This window comes from Parabacteroides vesiculifaciens, from assembly GCF_049860805.1.
Classification (GTDB): domain Bacteria; phylum Bacteroidota; class Bacteroidia; order Bacteroidales; family Tannerellaceae; genus Parabacteroides.
Genome location: NZ_CP187555.1, coordinates 1,065,200 through 1,087,227 on the forward strand (window position 1 = coordinate 1,065,200; position 22,028 = coordinate 1,087,227).

Genomic DNA, 22,028 nt, shown 5'->3' on the forward strand with positions numbered 1-22,028 from the left:
AAACTGAAAATGATGAACGATAAGAATGCTTTGGAAGGCGGCCGCATTTCCGTTTTAGGCGCGCGCGTCCATAATTTGAAGAATATAGATGTCGATATACCTCGTAATAAGCTCTCTGTGATTACCGGTATGAGCGGTAGTGGTAAATCGTCCTTGGCTTTCGATACGATTTTTGCGGAAGGACAACGCCGTTATGTGGAGACTTTCTCCGCTTATGCGCGCAATTTTCTCGGAAATATGGAACGGCCGGATGTCGATAAGATCACCGGACTGAGTCCTGTTATCTCGATCGAGCAGAAAACAACAAACAAGAATCCGCGATCCACGGTAGGGACGACTACCGAGATTTATGACTTTTTCCGTCTGCTTTATGCAAGGGCGGGAGAGGCTTATTCTTACCTGAGCGGCGAGAAGATGGTGAAGTACACCGAGGAGCAGACGTTGGAATTGATCCTGAACCAATACAGAGGAAAAAAGACCTATCTGCTTGCTCCGCTTGTCCGTAACCGTAAAGGACATTATAAGGAACTTTTCGAGCAGATGCGAAAGAAAGGATATCTGAATGTCCGGGTAGACGGTGAGATGAAGGAGATATTTCATGGCATGAAGCTCGATCGGTATAAGATGCATAGTATCGAAGTCGTAATCGATAAACTGATCGTTTCGGAATCGGACGAACGCCGTTTGAAAGAAAGCCTGCGTATCGCAATGAAGCAGGGGGATGGATTGGTGCTCGTGCTGGATGCCGGGACAAACGAAGTACGCCATTTCAGCCGCCGCTTGATGGATCCGGTGACAGGTTTGTCTTACAGTGAACCGGCTCCTCATAATTTCTCGTTCAACTCTCCGCAGGGTGCTTGCCCGAAATGTAAAGGATTGGGACAGGTTAATTTGTTGGACATGAACAAGATTGTGCCCGATGCGTCGCTCAGTATTTATAGTGGTGGTATCGTGGCGCTGGGAAAATATAAAAATTCCCTGATATTCTGGCAGATCGAAGCAATTTGCGAGAAATATGGCGCAACACTGAAAACTCCGATCAAGGACATCCCGGAAGAAGCGATCGATGAGATTATGAACGGGACGGACGAACGCCTGCAAATTAAAAACGATTCGCTGGGTACTTCCAACTATTTCTTGTCGTATGAAGGGGTTGCCAAATATATCCTGATGCAACAGGAGAGCGAGGCTTCCGCTTCCGCACAGAAATGGGCGGGACAGTTTATTCGTATGGCAACCTGTCCGGAATGTAACGGGCAGCGGTTGAACAAGGAAGCGTTGCACTATAAGATCGCCGGAAAGAACATCGCCGAACTTTCGGCAATGGATATTTCCGAACTGTATGAGTGGTTGGACGGCATCGAAGATAAGTTGAATCCTAAACAGAGGCAGATCGCTGTCGAGATATTGAAGGAGATCCGTTCCCGTCTGAAGTTCCTGTTGGATGTCGGATTGGATTATCTCGCGTTGAACCGTGCTTCGGCTACTTTGTCGGGGGGAGAGAGCCAGCGCATCCGTTTGGCAACTCAGATCGGTAGCCAGCTGGTCAATGTGCTTTATATCTTGGATGAACCGAGTATCGGGCTGCACCAGCGGGATAACGTCCGTTTGATCAACTCGTTGAAAGAATTGCGTGATACGGGTAACTCTGTTGTCGTAGTCGAGCATGACAAGGATATGATGCTGAATGCGGACTATGTGGTCGATATGGGACCGAAGGCTGGCCGTCTGGGAGGAGAAGTGGTATTTGCCGGAACTCCCGGCGAGATGCTGAAAGCCGATACGCTTACTTCCGCCTACTTGAACGGAAAGACCGAGATTGCCGTTCCGAAAGAGCGGCGGAAAGGAAACGGACAGTTTATCACGATAAAAGGGGCGAGCGGGAATAATCTGCGGAATGTGGATGTGACGTTCCCGTTGGGTACATTGATTTGTGTGACGGGTGTATCCGGTAGTGGAAAGTCTTCTTTGATCAACCGGACTCTGCAACCGATCTTAAGTCAGCATTTTTATCGTTCCCTGGAAGACCCGTTGCCTTACAAGTCGATTGAGGGGATAGACAATGTCGATAAGATAGTTAATGTGGACCAATCACCGATCGGACGTTCGCCGAGAAGCAATCCGGCTACTTATACGGGAGTCTTTTCGGATATCCGTAATCTGTTTGTAGACCTGCCTGAATCGAAAGTGCGTGGCTACAAGCCCGGACGTTTCTCGTTCAACGTATCCGGTGGCCGTTGCGAGACGTGCAAGGGAAACGGGTACAAGACGATCGAGATGAATTTCCTGCCTGACGTGCTGGTCCCCTGTGAAGAATGTCATGGTAAACGGTATAACCGGGAAACGTTGGAAGTTCGTTTCCGCGGAAAATCCATTGCGGATGTTTTGGATATGACAATCAATATGGCGGTGGAGTTTTTTGAGAATATCCCGTCGATCCTGTCGAAAGTAAAGGTGTTGCAGGATGTCGGCCTGGGTTATATCAAGTTGGGGCAACCTTCCACGACTCTTTCCGGTGGTGAGAGCCAGCGCGTCAAACTGGCGACCGAGCTGGCAAAAAAAGATACGGGCAAGACGCTTTATGTGCTGGACGAGCCGACGACCGGTCTTCATTTCGAAGATATACGTGTCTTGTTGGGGGTTTTGAACAAGTTGGTGGATAAAGGTAATACGATCATCGTTATCGAACATAACCTCGATGTCATCAAATGTGCCGACTACCTGATCGATATGGGGCCTGAAGGCGGCCGTAACGGCGGACAGGTCCTTTTCACCGGAACTCCCGAAGAAATGGTAAAAACGAAAACAAAGAGCTATACGGCTCCATTTTTGAAAGACGAATTAAAAAGTTATAAGAAATGAAGAATCCTATTCAAATGATTAAACAATGCGTGGAGAAGGAAGAACCTTACTTTCTGCTGCGTGGACAGGATATATGTGCGTTAAAAGCTATCGAAACCTATTATGAGGAGGTGAAGAAGCAGGTAAAAGATCCTTACTTTATTGAGGAGATAGAAGAGATTATGAAAGATTTCCGGGCTTTCCGGGAAGAACAGGAAACCCATATACCGGATTAAAATATGGCGGACGACAGTTACAAGACCATTAAACAAGTAGCTGAAGGATATTATACGGAGAAGCGCAGCCGCTTTATTTCCTATGCGATTCCTGTGCGTACGGTGGAGGAGGTGAAAGAGCAACTGAACAAATACCGTAAACAATATTATGACGCCCGGCATGTCTGCTGGGCCTATATGTTAGGGTCCGAACGCCTTACTTTTCGTGCGAACGATGATGGCGAACCGTCATCTACTGCGGGTAAACCGATTCTGGGGCAGATCAATTCGAACGAGTTGACGGATATCCTGGTCGTCGTGATCCGCTATTTCGGGGGGATCGAATTAGGGACGAGCGGCTTGATTGTCGCTTACCGGACAGCTGCCGCCGAAGCGATTGCAGCTGCCGGGATAGAAGAGCGCACTGTTGATGAAGATATCACCATTGCATTCGAATATCCTTATCTGAACGGGATCATGCGCATTGTTAAAGAAGAGAACCCGATGATTGTCTCTCAAAAGTTTGAAATGGATTGCGAAATGACCCTTCGCATCCGCAAAGGAGAGGCTGAACGATTGAAAACACGGTTATTAAAGGTGGAAAGTGCCTATATTCCCAGAACCGAATTTTAATCAAGTTGTTATATTATTATAATTCTAAACAAAAATAATTGGTAAATAATGAAGAAGATTCTCTTATTTTCTTTTTTCCTGATGTTGGGGTTGGTTGTATCTCAATTCCTGCCGGCGATGGTAGGTGAGAACTATTCGTCGGTGAAGACGGCATCCAACACCCTTCTGTATGTGTGCCTTGCCTTTATCATGATCAATGTCGGGCGGGAGTTTGAAATGGATAAAAGTCGTTGGCGGTCCTATACAGAGGACTATTTTATTGCAATGGCGACAGCCGCTTTCCCTTGGATCTTCGTGGCGTTATATTATATGTTCGTGCTGCTTCCCGATATCTATTGGAACAGCGGAGAAGCCTGGAAAGAAAACCTGTTGTTGAGCCGGTTTGCAGCTCCGACTTCGGCGGGAATCCTGTTTACGATGTTGGCGGCGGCAGGATTGAAATCTTCCTGGGTATATAAGAAGGTGCAGGTGTTGGCGATCTTCGACGACCTGGACACGATCCTGTTGATGATCCCTTTGCAGATCATGATGGTGGGTTTGCGCTGGCAATTGGGTGTTATCATCCTGATTGTGATGGTTCTGCTGATCATCGGATGGAGAAAGATGGGTAGTTATAATATGCGGCAGGATTGGAAGGCGATTCTTTTTTATGCCGTCTTGACCTGTGGAATTACACAGGCGGTTTATTTGGTGTCCAAATATTTCTATGGCGAGGATGCAAGCATCCATATCGAGGTTTTGTTGCCGGCGTTTGTATTAGGAATGGTGATGAGGCATAAGCATATCGATACGAAGATAGAGCATAATGTCGCAACATCCGTATCTTTTCTCTTTATGTTCCTGGTGGGTGTCAGTATGCCGGTCTTTTTCGGTGTGGACTTTGCCGCACAGTCTGCAGAGGCGACAACGATAACCGGAGCGCAGCCGATGATGTCCTGGCCGATGATTATCCTGCACGTCGTGATTGTTTCGTTCCTGTCCAATATAGGAAAACTGTTTCCGTTGTTTTTTTATAGGGAGAGACGGAAACGTGAACGTTTGGCGCTGTCTATCGGTATGTTTACACGCGGTGAAGTAGGGGCTGGAATCATCTTTATCGCGCTTGGTTATAATTTAGGCGGTCCGGCGCTTATGATTTCTGTGCTTACCATAGTGTTTAATTTAATTTTAACCGGTATATTTGTCGTGTGGGTTGAAAAACTGACCCGCAGTGCTTACGAACTGGAGCAAGCTGGTAAGTAAGAGATCAGTCGTTAGGAAAAACTCAAAGGAAGCGGTAAGCAAGCCGCTTCCTGTAATATATTAAACCAATATGGATAGAACCATTAACGTTATCCTTAAACCTTTGCGTCGCTTTGCTATGCAAAAAGCGAACGCGAGTATCTTGTTATTCATGGCTACGATCCTTGCCATGCTATTTGCCAATTCCCCCTGGGCAGAGTCGTATCACCACATCTTATCTCATCCGATCGATTTGAAGATAGGCAATTTCACTCCTTTCATGCATCATGGAGAGGCTATGCCGATGCTGGCTTTTGTGAACGATGCTTTGATGGCGGTGTTCTTTTTCGTGATCGGACTGGAAATCAAGCAGGAAATTTTGATCGGAGAGTTGAGTTCGATACGGAAAGCGCTGCTTCCGATTATTGCGGCCTGCGGCGGGATGATCGTTCCGGTATTGTTTTATTTTCTGATTTGCCATTCGGCACCTGAAGTGCGGGGTGTGGCCATCCCGATGGCGACCGATATCGCCTTTGCCTTGGCTGTCTTAGGTCTGCTGGGGAAACGGGTCCCACTCAGTATGCGTATCTTTTTGACGGCATTGGCGGTGGTGGACGATATCGGCGGTATTATTATTATCGCATTGTTTTATAGCGGGGAGATTGCATTCGAGCCGCTTCTGATCTCGCTTGCTCTGTTGGTGTTGCTGTATTTAGGAGGGAAGATGAGGGTGAATAACATCATCTTTTATTATATAGTGGGCTTTTTCGTGTGGATGCTGTTCCTTGAATCGGGTATTCATCCGACGATTGCAGGCGTATTGGTCGCATTCACCGTTCCAGCCCGTCCGGTTGTCAAGCTGGATGATTTTACCTGTGAAATGACTGGCTATCTGAATATGTTGGATTATACCGAAGTGCGCCATTCCCGGCAGGCGGCGGTTCTTTCGCCGACACAGATACAGGTGCTTAATAATATCCACTCATTGGCGGATAAAACGATCAGCCCGTTGCAGAGCATTGCAGACAAGCTCCATCCGTTAGTCAATTATCTGATCTTGCCGCTCTTCGCTTTTGTTAATGCCGGCGTCACTTTTGGAGATATACAGATTAATTCGTTGCCCGGTATTCCGTTGGCAGTGTTTGCCGGCCTGTTTGTCGGGAAATCGCTGGGCATTTTCCTGTTCACGTATCTTTTTGTCCGTTTGCGTCTTGCAACGATGCCGGAAGGTGTGAGCAAAAGGAATCTTTTCGGGGTGTCGATGTTGGGGGGTATCGGTTTCACGGTAGCTCTTTTTATCGCCAACCTCTCTTTTGCCGGAATGTCCGGTGTAGGAGCGGAGTTGTTGAACCAGGCGAAGCTGGGCGTATTTGCCGGTTCGTTCATTTCAGGTCTCTGCGGTTATTTGATCTTAAAGAAAGTATTACCTAAACAAGTATAAAGATGGACAGACGCAAATTTATTCAGACAGGAGTAGCCGGAGTAGCCGGTTTATCTTTAGCACGCACGGGATTTGCCAATATACAGTTGGCTGTACCTTCGAATGTATCGGTCGACAGGGTTAAACTCGGAAAGACCGGATTGAAAGTCTCCCGCATTGCCATGGGAACCGGGACGAAAGGCTGGAACTACCAGTCCAACCAAACCCGGCTGGGGATGGATAACTTTGTGAAGATGGCCCGTCATGGCTACGAACGCGGCATCCGCTTCTTCGATATGGCCGATATGTACGGTTCGCAACCGTTCGTCGGAAAAGCCCTGAAAGAGTTACCCCGCGAAAAACTCACCCTGATGACGAAAATGTGGACTTACGACGAGGGATCGGAAAAACGCGAACCGGTCATCAAAACCCTCGACCGCTTCCGTCAGGAAGCCGGTACGGACTATTTCGACATCCTCTTGCTGCACTGCATGACGAAAGGCGACTGGGCGGAAACCCGTAAGTTTTATATGGACGGCCTGGCGAAAGCCAAACAGGATGGGATCGTGAAAGCTGTCGGCGTCTCCTGCCACAACTGGGATGCGATGGCCGAAGCCGTCGACAATCCGTGGTGCGACGTTATCCTCGCCCGCCTGAACCCGTTCCAGAGCCACATGGACGGCACGACCGTAGCCGTCAACGAACTACTGGGCAAGGCCCGCAAGAAAGGCAAAGGACTTATCGGTATGAAAATTTTCGGTGAAGGCAAACATATCTCCGATGCCGAACGCGAACGCTCCATCCGTTTTGCCGTCACCGAAAGTAACCTGCACTGCATGACCTTGGGGCTGGAATCCATCGCACAGATGGATGACGCGATCGAGCGGGTGATGCGGAACGCCAAAGGGTAGTTACCTCATTCCACCGTCCTGCATACCTTGTGCCGATACTGATAATCTACCGTCAACGCGATGAAGATGATCAGTTCGGCACACGGGACTGCCAGCCATAACCCCTTTACTCCCAGTAAATAAGGGAGGGTCAGGAAGCATATGCTCATCAGGATAATCCCTCTTAACAGCATGAAAAACATCGCTTTTTTAGCCAATTTGATACTCTGGTAGTACCCGATCCACACAATATTCAAAGCAAAACAGATGAATCCCGAAGCAAAGTAGGGGATTCCCTTCGTTGCAATCTCATAAGCCGGGCAGCCGGGTTCCAGAAACATCGCGACGATATACGGACAAAGCGCATACATCACGACAAAGACCAGCAACCCCGATATAAAAGCCGTCTTCAACGATAACCGGAAGGTCGTGTGCACCCGTGCCGCATCACCCATGCCATAATTGTAGCTGATGATCGGCTGTGCCGACTGTGCGATCGCGTTCGCGATCATAAAAACGATCGGCAGGCAATAGCACGCGACGCTGTAGGCCGCCACGCCATCCTCTTTCAGCATCCGGATAAAGGCATAGTTGCCGACCAGCATCATGCAGGCGATCGCCAATTCTCCCAGCATGGCCGAGGCCCCCAACCGGATCATGTAGCCTGTGTTCCGACAGGTCAGGCGCAGGCTTTTCATGCTCATTTTCAATTTGTATAAATGCAACGTCCTGGAAAAGCCGAACAAGTAGGCCAACACCATCAGCCCGCCGGCCACCTGTGCCAGCGCGGTTGCCAGCGCCGCCCCCGTCAATCCCATCTGCATCGGAAAGACGAAAATATAGTCGAGCACGACATTGATCAGAGCCGGGACAACATTGCACAACATCGCAAACTTGGGCGATCCGTCCAATCGGATGACAAACATCCCGATGTTAGCCAACATGCTGAATATCAAGAATGGTACGATCCAATTCATATACTCGAGCACAGGCGGAAGCAATTGGTCGGAACTCCCTAACATATAAGCCGTCTGTTTATTGAACAGCATCACCAATAACGCTCCCACCGCCATCAGCAGGAGGGAGACTAACAATGCCTGCGTGATATTAATATTAGCCGCCTTAACCTTCCTCTGCGACAAATGAACGGAGGCTACCACCGACGAGCCCACCCCGAAGAGCAGCCCGACTCCGGTTGTCACCATAAAAAGCGGCGCCACGATATTGACGGCAGCCAGCGCGTCGCTCCCGACGCCGCGCCCCACGAATATACCGTCGGCGATCGTAATACACGCCATACAAACCATCCCTAATAACGTCGGGAAAAAGATTTTGCGGAATAGAACCGGAATGTTCATACTACCAAAATCAATACGATCTCTCTGCATAACTCAAGTAACTTTTTATTTCAGTCTGCAAAAGTAGCTCTTTAAGTCCGACCGGAAATTACCATTTGGTAAAAAATAAGAATAATAATGTACACAAAAATGTCTATATTCGCAGATAATCTGTTTGTCAAAAGTGAAACCGTTAAATTCAGGAAATATGGCGAAATATCTGTATTATATCTGTGTCTGCTGTCTCTTATTCTTATTCAGCGGATGTGAAGGAAAAAACAAAGGCGAGGGTGAAGACCTCCCTTTCAGTCCCTATGTGGAGGCGTTTACTTCCGGTACGATTTCAAGATATACACCCGTATATCTGATTTTTAATCAGGAGATAGCGGCTGACAGGATGAAGCCGGACCAGCTCCGCAACCTGATTAGTATCAAACCCGAGACACCCGGCGAGTTTGCTTTCGAGAACAACCGGACGATCGTCTTCAAACCCACCAAAGGTTTCAGGCGCGACACCCGTTACGAGGTAAAGGCAGACCTCTCGGAGTGGTTCGACACGGAACGAAAGGACAAATATTTCACTTTCGGATTCAGCACCTATCCCTTAGTGCTACGCGCAAACCTCCAATCCGTCGATATTAACAAGAAGAATGAAAATGGCTACGATATTGTTTGCTCGCTGTTCACACCGGACAAGGAGACACCCGAAACCGTAGAGACGCTCGTCCGTTTTTCCGAAAAGGCGGATGCCACCTGGCAGCATAGCCCCGACGGGAAGAAGCACGAAGTCTCCATCTCCAATCTGCAGGCCGGGACGGACGGGACACGCGCCTTTACGCTATCCGTCGCCCCGAACAAGATGAAGGTCGCGGAAGAAGAATTACTATCCGTCGACATCCCGGAACTGAACGATTTTTCCGTCTACGAAGTCGAATATGTCTCAGAGCCGGAACGCTACGTCGAAGTCACCTTCACGAAACTGCTCGACGCGACACAGAATATGCAAGGACTCGCTTGGATCGACGGCAATAAGTCCGAAACCGTCAATGCCGAGGGCAATAAGCTCCGCCTTTATCCCGATGTCGGCAGCGAAGGCGCCCTGAACGTCCACTTGAGCCAGAACATACGCAGCAAAAACGGCCTGAACTTGAAAGAAAGTATCATCCGCCAGATCGTAGTCAGTGACGAAAAGCCGGAAGCCCGTTTTATCGGTGACGGTGTGATCATCCCGCAGTCCACACAACTGACCGTCCCCTTCCAGGCTGTCTATCTGCGCGGCGTGGTGGTTCGCATCATCAAGATATTCGAGCAGAACATCGGGCAATTCCTCCAGACAAACAACCTCGAAGGAACAAGCGACCTGATGCGCGTCGGCCGCTTAGTCGCTCGCAAAACCATTTTCCTCGATGAAGATGCCACCCATGACCCTGGTCGCTGGAACACCTACGCGATCGACCTGAAAGAACTGATCGACCCCGAACCCGGCGCCATCTACCGCGTCGAACTGTCGTTCAACCGGGACTTGTCTGCCTATCCCTGTGAAGACTTCGTGAAGAAAAGCAAGGAGCAACTGCTTGCCGAAGATGAGATCAAGTTCAAGGAAGAGAGTAGCCGTTTCGACCAAGGCGGCTACTACTACTATAACGGTGACTTCAACTGGTCGGACTACGATTACAGCAAGCGCAACGATCCCTGTTCCAATAGCTACTACTACAATACGACCGTCGGCAAGAACGTCCTCGCCACCAATCTCGGCCTGTTGGCGATGGCAGGCGAAGATAACGAAATGACCGTCTTCGTGCATAACATCCTCAGCACTGCTCCGGAGAAAGGCGTCAAAGTCGCCGCCTACAACTACCAGCGCCAGGAATTAGCTTCCGGCATGACAGATGACAAAGGGCAGGTGCGCTTCTCCTTGAAAGACAGCAAACCTTTCTACCTGACCGCCTCCCTCGGCCAGCAACGCTCGTACCTCCGTGTGGACGACGGTTCCGCCCTGTCGTTAAGCTCGTTCGATGTCTCCGGCGAAGTCGTGCAGAAAGGTATCAAAGGCTTTATCTACGGCGACCGCGGCGTATGGCGTCCGGGCGATACCCTGCACCTCGGCTTTATGCTGAACGATCGCAACCGTATGCTCCCCGCAGGCCACCCTGTCATCCTGGAGCTCTACACCCCCCTCGGCCAGCTCTACCTCCGCACGACACAGACGAAAGGCGAACTCGGCCTCTACGCTTTTGACCTTCCGACCGAGCTCGACGCCCCGACAGGCGCTTGGAACGTCAACGTTAATGTCGGCGGCGTCACTTTCACGAAGCGCCTGCGCATCGAGACGATCAAACCGAACCGCCTGAAGATCTCCCTCAGGATGCCCGAAAAAAATTTGCTCCGGGGTGAACCCCTCAATGCCGCTATGCACGTAGAATGGCTACAGGGAGCGACGGCCCGCAACCTGAAATACGATATCCAAGGAACCTTTATCCCGACCTCGACAACCTTCGCCGGTTATAAGAAATTCTATTTCGACGATCCCTCGAAAATCTTCAACAGCGAAGAAAGCAAACTGATCTCCGGCACGACCGACGATGCAGGCAACGCCACCATCAAGGCCCGTTTCGAAACTGGCGCCACAGCTCCCGGCATGCTGTTGGCGAACTTCGTCACCCGCGTGTACGAGGAATCCGGCGATTTCAGCATCAACGCCAACCGCGCTTTCTATTCCCCCTACCGCCGCTACGCCGGCATCCGGTCGCCCCAGCAAGATGAAGAGCCATTGAAGACCGGGACCGGATATCAATATGAAGTAGCCTCCGTCGGTTACACAGGCCAGGCGGAAGCCAATACCGAACTCGAAGTGAAGGTCTACAAAGTCAATTGGTACTGGTGGTGGAGTTCCGACAACGGAAGCCTGGCGAACTACGTTTCCAATTCGTACAACAAGCCCGTGAAATCGTTTACTGTCCGCACCGGAGCAAACGGAACCGCAACCTTCAACCTGAAATTCGCCGATGCCGATTGGGGAACCTACTTCATCTCGGTAAAAGACAAGGAAAGTAAACACTCTACCGGTGTGATGAACTACTTCGACTGGCCTTACTGCGAAGGGCGGCGCGACGCGGACGGTGCTTCATCCGCCAATATGCTCACCTTCAAGACCGACAAAGATACGTATGCGCCCGGCGAACAAATTGTCGTCACCTTTCCGTCCGTAAAAGGCAGCCGTGCAATTGTCTGTATCGAGAACGGCACGCACGTCCTCTCGACCACCGAATATCTATGCGACGACCAGCAGACTACCGTCAAGCTCGCCGTTACCCCCGATATGCAGCCCAATGCGTACCTATATATAACACTCTTGCAACCGCACGGCGTGACGAAAAACGACCTACCGATCCGTATGTATGGTGTCGTCCCCTTCACCGTGACCTCACCCGAAAGCCACCTGAGCCCGGTTATTAGCATGGCGGACAAGGTCAAGCCCGAAGCCCCCTACAGCGTGACCGTCTCAGAGAAGGACGGCCGTGAGATGGCCTATACGCTGGCGGTTGTCGATGAGGGCCTGCTCGATCTTACCCGCTTCCGCACACCCGATCCCTGGCAAACGTTCAACGCCCGCGAGGCATTGGGTGTCAATACCTGGGATTTGTATAACTATGTGGTCGGCGCCTATGGCGGCCGAATCGAGCAATTGTTCAGCATCGGCGGCGACGACGCCCTGAATAAAGGCCCGAAGGCAATCGTGAACCGCTTCAAGCCCGTCGTACAGTTTGCCGGCCCCTTCCTGCTGAAAAAAGGGGAAAAACGGCAGCACACCTGTCAGATGCCGAACTACAACGGCCGTGTACGCGTCATGGTCGTTGCCGGCAACGGTGAAGCCTACGGCAACATGGAGAAAAGCGTACTCGTGCGCAAGCCCGTTATGCTGCTCGGCACGCTCCCGCGCGTCATCGGCATAGGAGAGGAGATGGCCGTTCCCGCCACCGTCTTCGTTACTGAAAAAGGGGTGGGCGACGTGCAGGTCACGATTGCCTGCTCCGGCAACATGGCAGTCGTCGGCGAGGCTACCCGTACGCTGCACTTTGAAGCGGCCGGCGACAAGCTGGCGCAATTCCGCATCCGCGTGAAAGATACCCCCGGAGTCGGGCATGTGAAGATCACGGCTACCGGTGGCGGCGAAAAATCCGTATACAAAACCGATATCGAGATCCGCTCCGTGCGCCGCCCGCAAGTCAAGGTAACGCCCGTGATGCTCGAAGCCGGAGAGAGCTGGAAAGGCATGGTCGGTCTCCCCGGCACGGACGGCACGAACTCCCTTAAGCTTGAAATGTCGGATGTACGGCCCGTCAACCTTTCCACGCGTCTGTCCTACTTGTCGGGCTATCCGCATGGCTGTCTCGAACAGATCATCTCGAAGGGCTTCCCACAACTATACGTAAGCCGGTTTGCCTCGTTGACCGCCGGGCAGGAGCAATTGACCGAAGGGGCCGTGAAAGAGACGATTCGCCGCCTTCGTTCCTACCAGATGGTAGACGGTGCTTTCTCCTACTGGCCCGGAGGGACAAGCAGCAACGCTTGGGGTACGGTCTACGCCGCCCACTTCCTGCTCGAAGCCGGGAAGAAAGGCTACCTCGTCCCCGGAGGCATGAAACGGGACGTGCTGAACAACCTGAGCCGCACCGCTCGTAACTGGAAACCGCAGGCCTCGCACTATGCTGAATCCGAAGAAATGACACAGGCCTACCGTCTGTACGTCCTCGCCTTAGGGCAAGCCTTCGAGGTGGGAGCCATGAACCGCCTGAAAGAGAGTAAGATGCTTACGCCAATGAGCCGCTATCTGTTGGCGGCCGCTTATGCTTTGGCCGGGCGCCCGGATGTCTCGAAGGAGCTGATCGCAAAGACAACCGCCCTGACAACCGACTATTCCGAATACGACCAGACGTTTGGCAGCGACCTGCGCGACCAATCCATCCGTCTCATGACGCTCTGCCTGCTCGACGATGGCAAGGAAGCGGCTCTCCTGGCGGATGAAATTTCCGCAACGCTCGCATCCGACGACTGGCTGAGTACTCAGTCCACCGCATTCAGCCTTGTCGCCCTTTCCGATTATATGAAGAAATACAAGGTGTCCGGCTCGATGGACTTCTCCTATGCCTTGGATGGCAAGACGGAAAAGGTTTCCACCACCCGGAATATCTGGACAGGTACTATGCTCGACAAAGCGTCCTCTTCCGCCTCATTAGAATTGAAGAATACCGGAAAATCCACCCTGTTCGCCCGCCTTATAGCCGAAGGAATCCCCGCCCAAGGGAAAGAGGAAGCCTATGCAAACGGCCTGACCCTCGCCGTCAGCTACATGGACCGCAACGGCCGCCCGGTGAATGCCTCCGCTTTACAACAAGGTACGAACTTCACGGCAGTAGTGACCGTCGCGAACCCGTCACCGCGTGGATATAGCCACTTAGTGCTGACCGAGATCTTCCCGGCAGGCTGGGAGATCCTCAATACCCGCTTCCTTTCAGGTGGTGCGACAGACACCCTCACGACGGGCGTCAGCTACCAGGATATCCGCGACGACCGCGCCTATAGCTACATCGACTACCTACCTGCCGGCAAACAGGTGACGGTACGGATCAACCTATGCGCCGTCTATCCCGGCAGCTTTTATCTGCCCCCGGTCTATTGCGAAGCGATGTACAACCATCTGATTCGGGCGAATACGGAGGGGAAAAGGGTGGTAGTGGAATGATCCTTCATGAGGAACCGGCTTTGCCGGAGAAATAACCAACCGTCTGTTTCAGCAAACGGTTTGAAAGAAGGAAAAGATAATCCATCTTCCGTCAGTTGAAAGCTGACGGAAGATGGATTGCATTGGTTGACAGAAAAGGTGAGATTACATTGGTAAAAAGGCACAAAGTTTTTCCAGATTCTCTGCATCCGTCCCGTCAAACTCATTTAGCTTGTCGCTATCAATGTCCAACACTGCAACAACTTTTCCATCCCTGACCACCGGCACGACGATCTCCGACCGTGAATCGGAGCTACAGGCGATATGCCCCGGAAACTGTTCCACATCCGGCACGATAATCGTCCGCGCTTCCTTCCAGGCTGTCCCACATACGCCTTTTCCATAGCGGATGCGCGTGCAGGCAAGCGGACCCTGGAACGGGGCGAGCACGAGCATTTCCTCTTTCACTACATAAAAGCCTACCCAGAAGAAACCGAAAGTCTGTTTCAGGGCAGCGGCGACATTCGCCATATTAGCGACGATATCCGTTTCGCCCGACGTGAGCGACTGCAATTGGGGAAGTAGCGCCTCGTATTGTTCCAGCTTGTTCCCATCGCTGATTATTAAATTTTCTGCCATCTTTTTATACTTTATAAGAAAACAAAAGTAATCTTTTTTTCGGATTCTCCGTGCCTTTGCAGCATTCCGATCGCTGCACGACCACCGCAATTGTTACTGCTCTTATCCTGATAAACCAGTTCAGGTAGTTTCATTCTAAATAAATTTTATTTACCTTTGTCTCATAACATGATACGAATGAAAAATGAGAACAAAAGCAGAATATTTCGAATTACTTCGTTGCTACAAACAACAAATGGCAGAGCAATATGGTATTATTCGTTTAGGAATATTCGGCTCTGTTTTTCGTAATGAACATGAGGCAGACAGTAATCTGGATATATTTGCCAGGCTTACAGCCTTTAGACACACATAGCAGATTATTATTAAATTAAAGGACGATGCATTAGAAGACATCTAAATATAGAATTGGTAATTATGGATAACAAAATCATACTGACCATCGGCCGGCAGTTCGGAAGCGGTGGTCGCGAGATAGGGCAGAAGCTGGCTAAAGAGCTGGGCATCGGCTATTATGACAAGCAATTGATGGCGCTTGCCGCAAAAGAAAGCGGACTTAGCGAGGAATTTTTCGAGAAAGCGGACGAGAGGGCTTCCAGCGGCTTGGCTTATGCTTTTACGATGGGTTATTCGTATATGGGGCTGTTCCCGCCGTATGCCGATGTGCTGTCTAACGACCGTTTATTCCTATACCAGAGCGATACGATCCGTAATCTGGCGGAAAAAGGTTCATGCGTGATCGTCGGACGGTGTGCCGACTATATTTTGCGTGACAATCCCGACTGCCTGAGCTTCTTTATCCATAACAACAAAGAGAACCGTATCCAGCGGATCATCGAAAGCCAGGGCCTGACGGTAGAACAGGCAGAGGAACTGATGGTGAAAACAGATAAATCGCGCGCCGCTTACTATAATTATTATACGAATAAGGAATGGGGCGTTGCCTCGACCTACAACTTTTCGATAGATGTCTCCGTGTTGGGGATAGACGAAACAGTCGCATTTATGAAGAGTTTTGTAGAACGGAAAATGAACAGGCGTCCGCCACATTTCGGATAATTTATTATCTTTGCAACCGACTTATCATAGGGGTGCCTTACTATACAGGCTGAGATTATACCCATTGAACCTGCCGGATAACGCCGTGAAGGGAAAAGGTAGAATTACTAAATAAAGGGAAGCGTTACCTCTATGTGCTTCCCGATGTTTAAACTCTAATTATTATTTTGTAATGGAACAGATTGTTTCAACAGGAATTATCGACTCTTACTTTGCGAAGTTGAAGAGTAATTTGTCTATTGATGTCGCTATTGTCGGTGGTGGTCCTTCGGGTATCGTTGCCGCTTATTATCTGGCTAAGGCCGGAAAGAAGGTGGCTTTGTTTGACCGCAAGTTGGCTCCCGGTGGAGGTATGTGGGGCGGCGCCATGATGTTTAACGATATCGTGGTTCAGGAAGAAGCCATGCCGATCGTGCGCGAGTTAGGTGTAAGCTATAAGGACGCCGGCAACGGGACCTATATCATGGACTCCGTACATACGACTTCCGCTCTGATCTATAGCGCGACGAAAGCGGGTGCAACTATTTTCAACTGCTATTCCGTAGAAGACGTTGTGTTCCATAACGATGCCGTAGCCGGTGTGGTTGTGAACTGGGCTCCGGTGATCCGCGAAGGTATGCATGTGGATCCGCTGACGATTATGTCAAAGGCGGTTTTGGAAGGGACCGGCCATGATTGTGAAATTGCCCGCGTGGTAGCGCGCAAGAACGATATCAAGCTGAACACTCCTACAGGTGGCGTGATCGGCGAACGTTCGCTGAATGTCGAGTTGGGCGAGTCCACAACAGTCGAAAATACAAAGGAAATCTATCCGGGCCTGTTCGTCTCCGGTATGGCTGCTAATGGTGTGAGCGGTAGTTTCCGCATGGGACCGATCTTCGGCGGCATGCTGATGAGTGGCAAGAAAGCTGCCGAGCTTATTTGTGCCAAGTTAGACAAATAAGAGTTTGTATTTCTATACATGATAATATATCAAAACAACCTTGTCCCTGCATTAATCGCGGTGGCAAGGTTGTTTATTTAAGTATGAATGCATTTAATTAAGGAGGCATAATTGCATAGTAATTAAAAACTTCTTATTTTTGTGTTCGGAAGTATGAGAGCTAAAAAGAAAATATACCAGTATGTGATGCTGCTTGTTAGTATCGTGATGCTCATATCGGTAGTCGTACCGCACCATCACCATAGTAACGGGTTGCCGTGCTATAAATCGCTCTCTGCCGAAGCTGCTCATGGCGGGCATGGAAGCCCCGAATCACATGATTGCGGATGCAACGGGCATAACATTGCACTCTACACTTCTGTCTTTTCACAAGTGACGGATGGAAATGTGAACCAGTTTCTTTTCCCTTTGCTTGTGTTGTTTGATTATATAAATCCTCCTGTTCCGGTCTTTTACAAACTCTTGTTCGAGAATGACCGGGCCTACTGCATCGAGTCCTTGCATGATACGTGGATAACATCTGCGTCGGGGCTTCGTGCGCCTCCATTTTGTGTATAATTGATGATTGAAGAGGTCGTATCGGGTATGTTAATTCCTGCCTTTGATGCAACTTCCTATCCCTTTTATTTATTATCGAATATACAATAAACGAATTTATCAGAATGAAAAAAATATATTTAGTGTGGGTGGCTTTCGCCTACATTCTGGCTGGTTGCAGTGGCAATACTGCGACACATGGAGAGCATGAACATGAAGCCTATGAACATGAGGAAGGACACGAACATGAAGAAGATGGACATGAACATGAAGAGGCCGAGGAAGGACATGCCGGTGAGATTTCTTTCAAGAAAGCATTAGCGGAAGCTGTCGGTTTGCAGACGCGCAAAGTAGAGCCGGGCGCTTTTACAGATGTGATCAAGACAAGCGGGCGGGTGATGGCTGCACAGGGAGAGGAGTCGACTGTGGTAGCTACGGTTCCCGGTGTAGTGACATTCGGTAACCTGTCGTTTGTCGACGGAACGGCTGTCCGCAAGGGACAGGCTATTCTGAGCCTTGCTTCGAGCAGTTTGTCTGACGGCAATGTGGCGGCTAAAGCCAAATATGCATATGAGAATGCCAAGAAAGAATATGAACGTATGGAAGCCTTAGTAGGGGATAAGATCGTTTCCGCGAAAGATTTCGAACAGGCGCGCCTGAACTACGAAAATGCAAAGGTCGCTTGGGATGCAGTTGCCGGCAAGCAGACAGCTAACGGTGTATCGGTTGTTTCGCCAATGAATGGTTATCTAAAGAACTTGCAGGTGAAGGAAGGCGATTATGTGACGGTCGGCCAGCCATTGGCAACGATCTCACAGAATAACCGTTTAGTGTTGCGTGCGGAGGTTTCGGAGAAATATTACAACTATTTGCCTTCTGTCCAGTCTGCTAATTTCCGTACACCATACGATAATGCGACTTATAAACTGTCTGATCTGCGTGGACGTTTGCTTTCCTATGGAAAGGCTTCCGATGCCAACTCTTTTTATGTTCCGGTTACATTCGAGTTTGACAACAAGGGGACAATTATTCCCGGATCGTTTGTCGAAATTTATTTGCTTACCGCTCCGATGCAGAACGTGATCAGTGTGCCTGTTTCCGCCCTTATCGAGGAGCAGGGCATTTACTCTGTCTTTGTCCGTGAGCACGAAGAAGCCTATAGGAAAGTACCTGTGACGCTGGGTGCCGACAACGGCTCCGAAGTGCAGATCCTGAGCGGCCTGAAAGCTGGCGACGAAGTGGTGACGGTCGGCGCTTACCAGATCAAGTTGGCTTCTGCTTCTAATGCAATTCCTGCACATACACATAACCATTAATAATGTGCCGATGGGCTAATATGCCAATGTGCCAATGTGCACAGGGTAAATATGTTTATCCATTTGGATATTGGCACATTGACAAATTGAATAATTATTTCTATGCTGAATAAGATAATATATTACTCGCTGCATAACAGGTTGGTTGTGTTGATCTGTTCCCTGCTGCTGATGATTGCCGGAACGTACACCGCTTTCCATACGGATGTGGATGTGTTTCCGGATTTGAACGCGCCGACCGTTGTCATTATGACGGAGGCGAATGGCATGGCACCCGAAGAGGTGGAACGTTTAGTGACTTTCCCGGTGGAAACGGCTGTAAACGGTGCGATGGATGTACGCCGTGTCCGCTCGTCTTCTACGACGGGTTTCTCTGTCGTGTGGGTTGAGTTTGATTGGGGGACGGATATTTACCGGGCCCGCCAGATCGTTTCGGAAAAGCTGGCGGTTGTCGGCGAGAGCCTGCCGGAGAATGTCGGGAAGCCGACGCTGGGTCCGCAATCTTCTATCTTAGGGGAGATGATGATTATCGGGCTGACGGTTGATGATTCGACGGGCGTTGGCAGAGACGTCCGTCCGTCCGTCTCTACGGTGGCAACGACACAAATGGATCTACGCACGATTGCCGACTGGACCATTCGTCCGCGGTTGCTCTCGACGGGAGGTGTGGCACAAGTCGCCGTGATCGGTGGCGATATCAAGGAATACCAGATATTGCTCGACCCCGCCCGTATGAAGCATTATGGTGTCAGCCTGAACGAAGTGCTGGCCGTTACCCGTAACATGAACCGGAATGCCAATGGGGGTGTCCTCTATGAATATGATAACGAATATATCATCCGGGGTGTCCTCTCTACCGCGAATGCCGGAGAGATCGGTAAAGGTGTTGTTAAGACCGTCGGAGATTTCCCCGTCCTGCTGGAAAATATCGCAACGGTGAAGGCTGGCGGCAAAAGCCCGAAGCTCGGAACCGCTTCCGAACGGACGAAACCTGCCGTGCTGATCACGGTCACCAAGCAGCCCAACACCAGCACGATCGACTTGACGGAGAAACTGGATGCGATCATGGCCGACTTGCAGAAGAACCTGCCTGCCGATGTGCATGTCTCGACCGATATATTTCGTCAGAGCCATTTCATCGACAGCTCTATTAATAATGTAAAGAACAGTTTGTTCGAAGGTAGTTTTTTTGTCGTCATCGTCCTGTTTCTTTTCCTGATGAATATCCGCACGACGGTGATTTCGTTGGTTGCCTTGCCTCTTTCCCTGCTGGTTTCGATACTGGCGTTGCATTATATGGGATTGACCATAAACACCATGAGCTTGGGTGGTATGGCGATAGCGATCGGTTCGCTGGTCGATGATGCGATTGTCGATGTGGAGAATGTATATAAGCGGATACGGGAGAACCGTTTGTTGCCCCCCGGTGAGCAGCGTTCCATTCTGGAAGTCGTGTACGATGCATCCCGCGAAGTGCGAATGCCGATCCTGAATTCGACTTTGATTATCGTAGTCAGCTTCGTCCCTCTTTTCTTCCTGCACGGGATGGAAGGGCGTATGTTGGTGCCGCTGGGGATTGCTTTTATCGTGGCGCTTTTTGCCTCTACGGTCGTGGCGTTGACACTGACTCCGGTGCTGTGCAGCTATCTGCTGAACCGGAAGTCTACGGATAAGAAAGTAGAGAAGGAAGCCTGGGTAGCCCGCAAGCTGAAAGAGATATATGGTAAAGCTCTGAATGGAGCATTGACACATAAAAAGATTGTGCTGGGATGCACGATCGGCCTGTTTCTTGTTGCATTGGGGACATTCTTTACGTTAGGGCGCAGCTTCCTGCCGCCGTTCAACGAAGGCTCGTTTACGATCAACGTAAGTTCTCTTCCGGGTATTTCCCTCGAAGAATCGGACGGGATGGGACGCCGGGCGGAAGAATTGCTGATGCAGGTTCCCGAGATACAGACGGTTGCCCGCAAGACCGGACGCGCCGAACTCGACGAGCATGCTTTAGGTGTGAACGTGTCGGAAATCGAAGCTCCGTTTGTCCTGAAAGACCGTAGCCGCGATGCCGTCATGAATGACGTCCGTAAGAAACTTTCCACAATCAGCGGCGCCAACATCGAAATAGGACAGCCGATTTCCCACCGCATTGACGCCATGCTCTCCGGTACGGAGGCGAATATTGCAATCAAGCTGTTCGGTACGGACCTGAACCTTATGTTTACGGTCGGCAACCAGATCAAGGAATCTATAGAGGGAATCCCCGGCTTGGTGGACTTGAAAGTGGAACAGCAGATCGAACGTCCGCAACTTACCATCACGCCGAAGCGCGAGTTGATGGCGCAATACCGCATCACGTTGCCGGAGTTCGAAGAGTATGTCAATGTCATGTTAGGCGGCGAAGCGGTCAGCCAGGTCTATGACGACGGCAAGACATTCGACTTGACGGTAAAGACTTCGGATGAAAGCCGTGCCACGATGGAAGATATCCGCAACCTGATGATCGATGCGGGCGGTAAGAAGGTTCCATTGAGCTATGTCGCCGAAATCCGTTCCGTGACAGGCCCTAACACGATCAACCGCGAGAATGTGCAACGTAAGATCGTGATCAGCGGTAATGTTTCCGAGCGCGACCTCCGTAGCGTTGTCAACGAGATACAACAGAAGGTGGATGCTTCCATCCGGTTGCCTGAAGGCTATCATATCGAATACGGCGGACAGTTCGAGAGCGAGCAGGCTGCCAGCCGTACGCTGCTGCTTACCTCGTTGATGTCTCTGTTGGTGATCTTCCTGTTGCTCTATAATGAGTTTAAGAATGCGAAGGAGAGCGGGGTTATTTTGTTGAACCTGCCGTTGGCGTTGATCGGGGGCGTGTTTATCCTGAAGCTGACTTCGGGCGAGGTAAGCATCCCGGCTATTATCGGTTTCATCTCCCTCTTCGGTATTGCCACCCGTAACGGTATGTTGCTGATCAGCCACTACTCGCATTTGCGGACTATAGAGAATATGTCGCTCCGGCAAGCCGTCCTGCAAGGTTCGATGGACCGTCTGAACCCGATCCTGATGACGGCGCTCAGCTCGGCTCTCGCCTTGATCCCGCTTGCGCTGAACGGCGATTTGCCAGGCAACGAGATACAAAGCCCGATGGCCACCGTCATCCTGGGAGGTCTGTTAACATCCACCTTCCTGAACGGCTTCATCATCCCGATTGTTTATTTATTAATGAATAAAGAGAAATAACATGGGATTACTTATGAATCA

Annotated in this window: 15 protein-coding genes; 12 read left to right on the plus strand and 3 right to left on the minus strand. The window is 50.4% G+C overall.

Annotated features, from left to right (window positions below; genetic code table 11):
- The first annotated feature begins 9 nt into the window (after window positions 1–9).
- The 6 genes from uvrA (at window position 10) to ACPYIV_RS04235 (ending at window position 7,241) form a co-directional block, all read left to right on the plus strand.
- Complete coding sequence (uvrA, locus tag ACPYIV_RS04210; protein WP_293732538.1) at window positions 10–2,862, plus strand: excinuclease ABC subunit UvrA; 2,853 nt, start codon at window positions 10–12, stop codon at window positions 2,860–2,862.
- Window positions 2,859–3,077 (plus strand): hypothetical protein, encoded by a 219-nt coding sequence (locus tag ACPYIV_RS04215; protein ID WP_293732539.1) that lies wholly within the window; start codon window positions 2,859–2,861, stop codon window positions 3,075–3,077. The genes uvrA and ACPYIV_RS04215 overlap by 4 nt, the downstream gene beginning before the upstream one ends.
- A 3-nt stretch (window positions 3,078–3,080) precedes the next feature.
- Window positions 3,081–3,689: an IMPACT family protein gene (locus ACPYIV_RS04220; protein ID WP_293732540.1), complete on the plus strand. Its 609-nt coding sequence runs from the start codon at window positions 3,081–3,083 to the stop codon at window positions 3,687–3,689.
- A 48-nt stretch (window positions 3,690–3,737) separates the two neighbouring features.
- The gene (locus ACPYIV_RS04225; protein ID WP_293732541.1) at window positions 3,738–4,931 is read left to right on the plus strand and encodes a sodium:proton antiporter; all 1,194 of its coding nucleotides are present in this window, start codon (window positions 3,738–3,740) and stop codon (window positions 4,929–4,931) included.
- 70 nt (window positions 4,932–5,001) lie between these two features.
- On the plus strand, window positions 5,002–6,351 hold the full coding sequence (gene nhaA / locus ACPYIV_RS04230) for a Na+/H+ antiporter NhaA (RefSeq protein ID WP_425885698.1): 1,350 nt from the start codon (window positions 5,002–5,004) through the stop codon (window positions 6,349–6,351).
- Between the two features lie 2 nt (window positions 6,352–6,353).
- Window positions 6,354–7,241 carry an aldo/keto reductase gene (locus ACPYIV_RS04235; protein WP_425885700.1) on the plus strand — a complete coding sequence of 296 codons (888 nt, stop codon included), beginning with the start codon at window positions 6,354–6,356 and terminating at the stop codon, window positions 7,239–7,241.
- 5 nt (window positions 7,242–7,246) lie between these two features.
- Here ACPYIV_RS04235 and ACPYIV_RS04240 read toward each other — a convergent pair whose 3' ends face one another.
- Entirely contained in the window at window positions 7,247–8,608 is a 1,362-nt protein-coding gene (locus tag ACPYIV_RS04240) for an MATE family efflux transporter (protein WP_425885702.1), read from the minus strand.
- A gap of 157 nt (window positions 8,609–8,765) precedes the next feature.
- Between ACPYIV_RS04240 and ACPYIV_RS04245 the strand changes: the two genes are divergently transcribed.
- Window positions 8,766–14,300, plus strand: coding sequence for an alpha-2-macroglobulin family protein (locus ACPYIV_RS04245; protein WP_425885705.1), 5,535 nt, complete (start codon window positions 8,766–8,768; stop codon window positions 14,298–14,300).
- Between the two features lie 144 nt (window positions 14,301–14,444).
- On the opposite strand, the gene ACPYIV_RS04250 is transcribed toward ACPYIV_RS04245, so the two are convergent.
- Entirely contained in the window at window positions 14,445–14,918 is a 474-nt protein-coding gene (locus tag ACPYIV_RS04250; RefSeq protein WP_293732546.1) for a GAF domain-containing protein, read from the minus strand.
- Window positions 14,919–14,929: 11 nt separating this feature from the next.
- Window positions 14,930–15,052 (minus strand): hypothetical protein, encoded by a 123-nt coding sequence (locus ACPYIV_RS04255; protein WP_293732547.1) that lies wholly within the window; start codon window positions 15,050–15,052, stop codon window positions 14,930–14,932.
- A gap of 283 nt (window positions 15,053–15,335) precedes the next feature.
- On the opposite strand from ACPYIV_RS04255, the gene ACPYIV_RS04260 reads away from it, so the two are divergent.
- The 5 genes from ACPYIV_RS04260 (at window position 15,336) to ACPYIV_RS04280 (ending at window position 22,007) form a co-directional block, all read left to right on the plus strand.
- A complete protein-coding gene (locus ACPYIV_RS04260) occupies window positions 15,336–15,977 on the plus strand; it encodes an AAA family ATPase (protein WP_425885708.1) in 642 nt (213 codons plus the stop codon).
- 172 nt (window positions 15,978–16,149) lie between these two features.
- Entirely contained in the window at window positions 16,150–16,920 is a 771-nt protein-coding gene (locus tag ACPYIV_RS04265; RefSeq protein WP_005644098.1) for a sulfide-dependent adenosine diphosphate thiazole synthase, read from the plus strand.
- Window positions 16,921–17,073: 153 nt separating this feature from the next.
- Entirely contained in the window at window positions 17,074–17,478 is a 405-nt protein-coding gene (locus tag ACPYIV_RS04270) for a DUF6769 family protein (RefSeq protein WP_425885711.1), read from the plus strand.
- Window positions 17,479–17,582: 104 nt separating this feature from the next.
- Window positions 17,583–18,773, plus strand: coding sequence for an efflux RND transporter periplasmic adaptor subunit (locus tag ACPYIV_RS04275; protein WP_425885713.1), 1,191 nt, complete (start codon window positions 17,583–17,585; stop codon window positions 18,771–18,773).
- Window positions 18,774–18,875: 102 nt separating this feature from the next.
- On the plus strand, window positions 18,876–22,007 hold the full coding sequence (locus ACPYIV_RS04280) for an efflux RND transporter permease subunit (RefSeq protein ID WP_425885715.1): 3,132 nt from the start codon (window positions 18,876–18,878) through the stop codon (window positions 22,005–22,007).
- Window positions 22,008–22,028 lie beyond the last annotated feature (21 nt).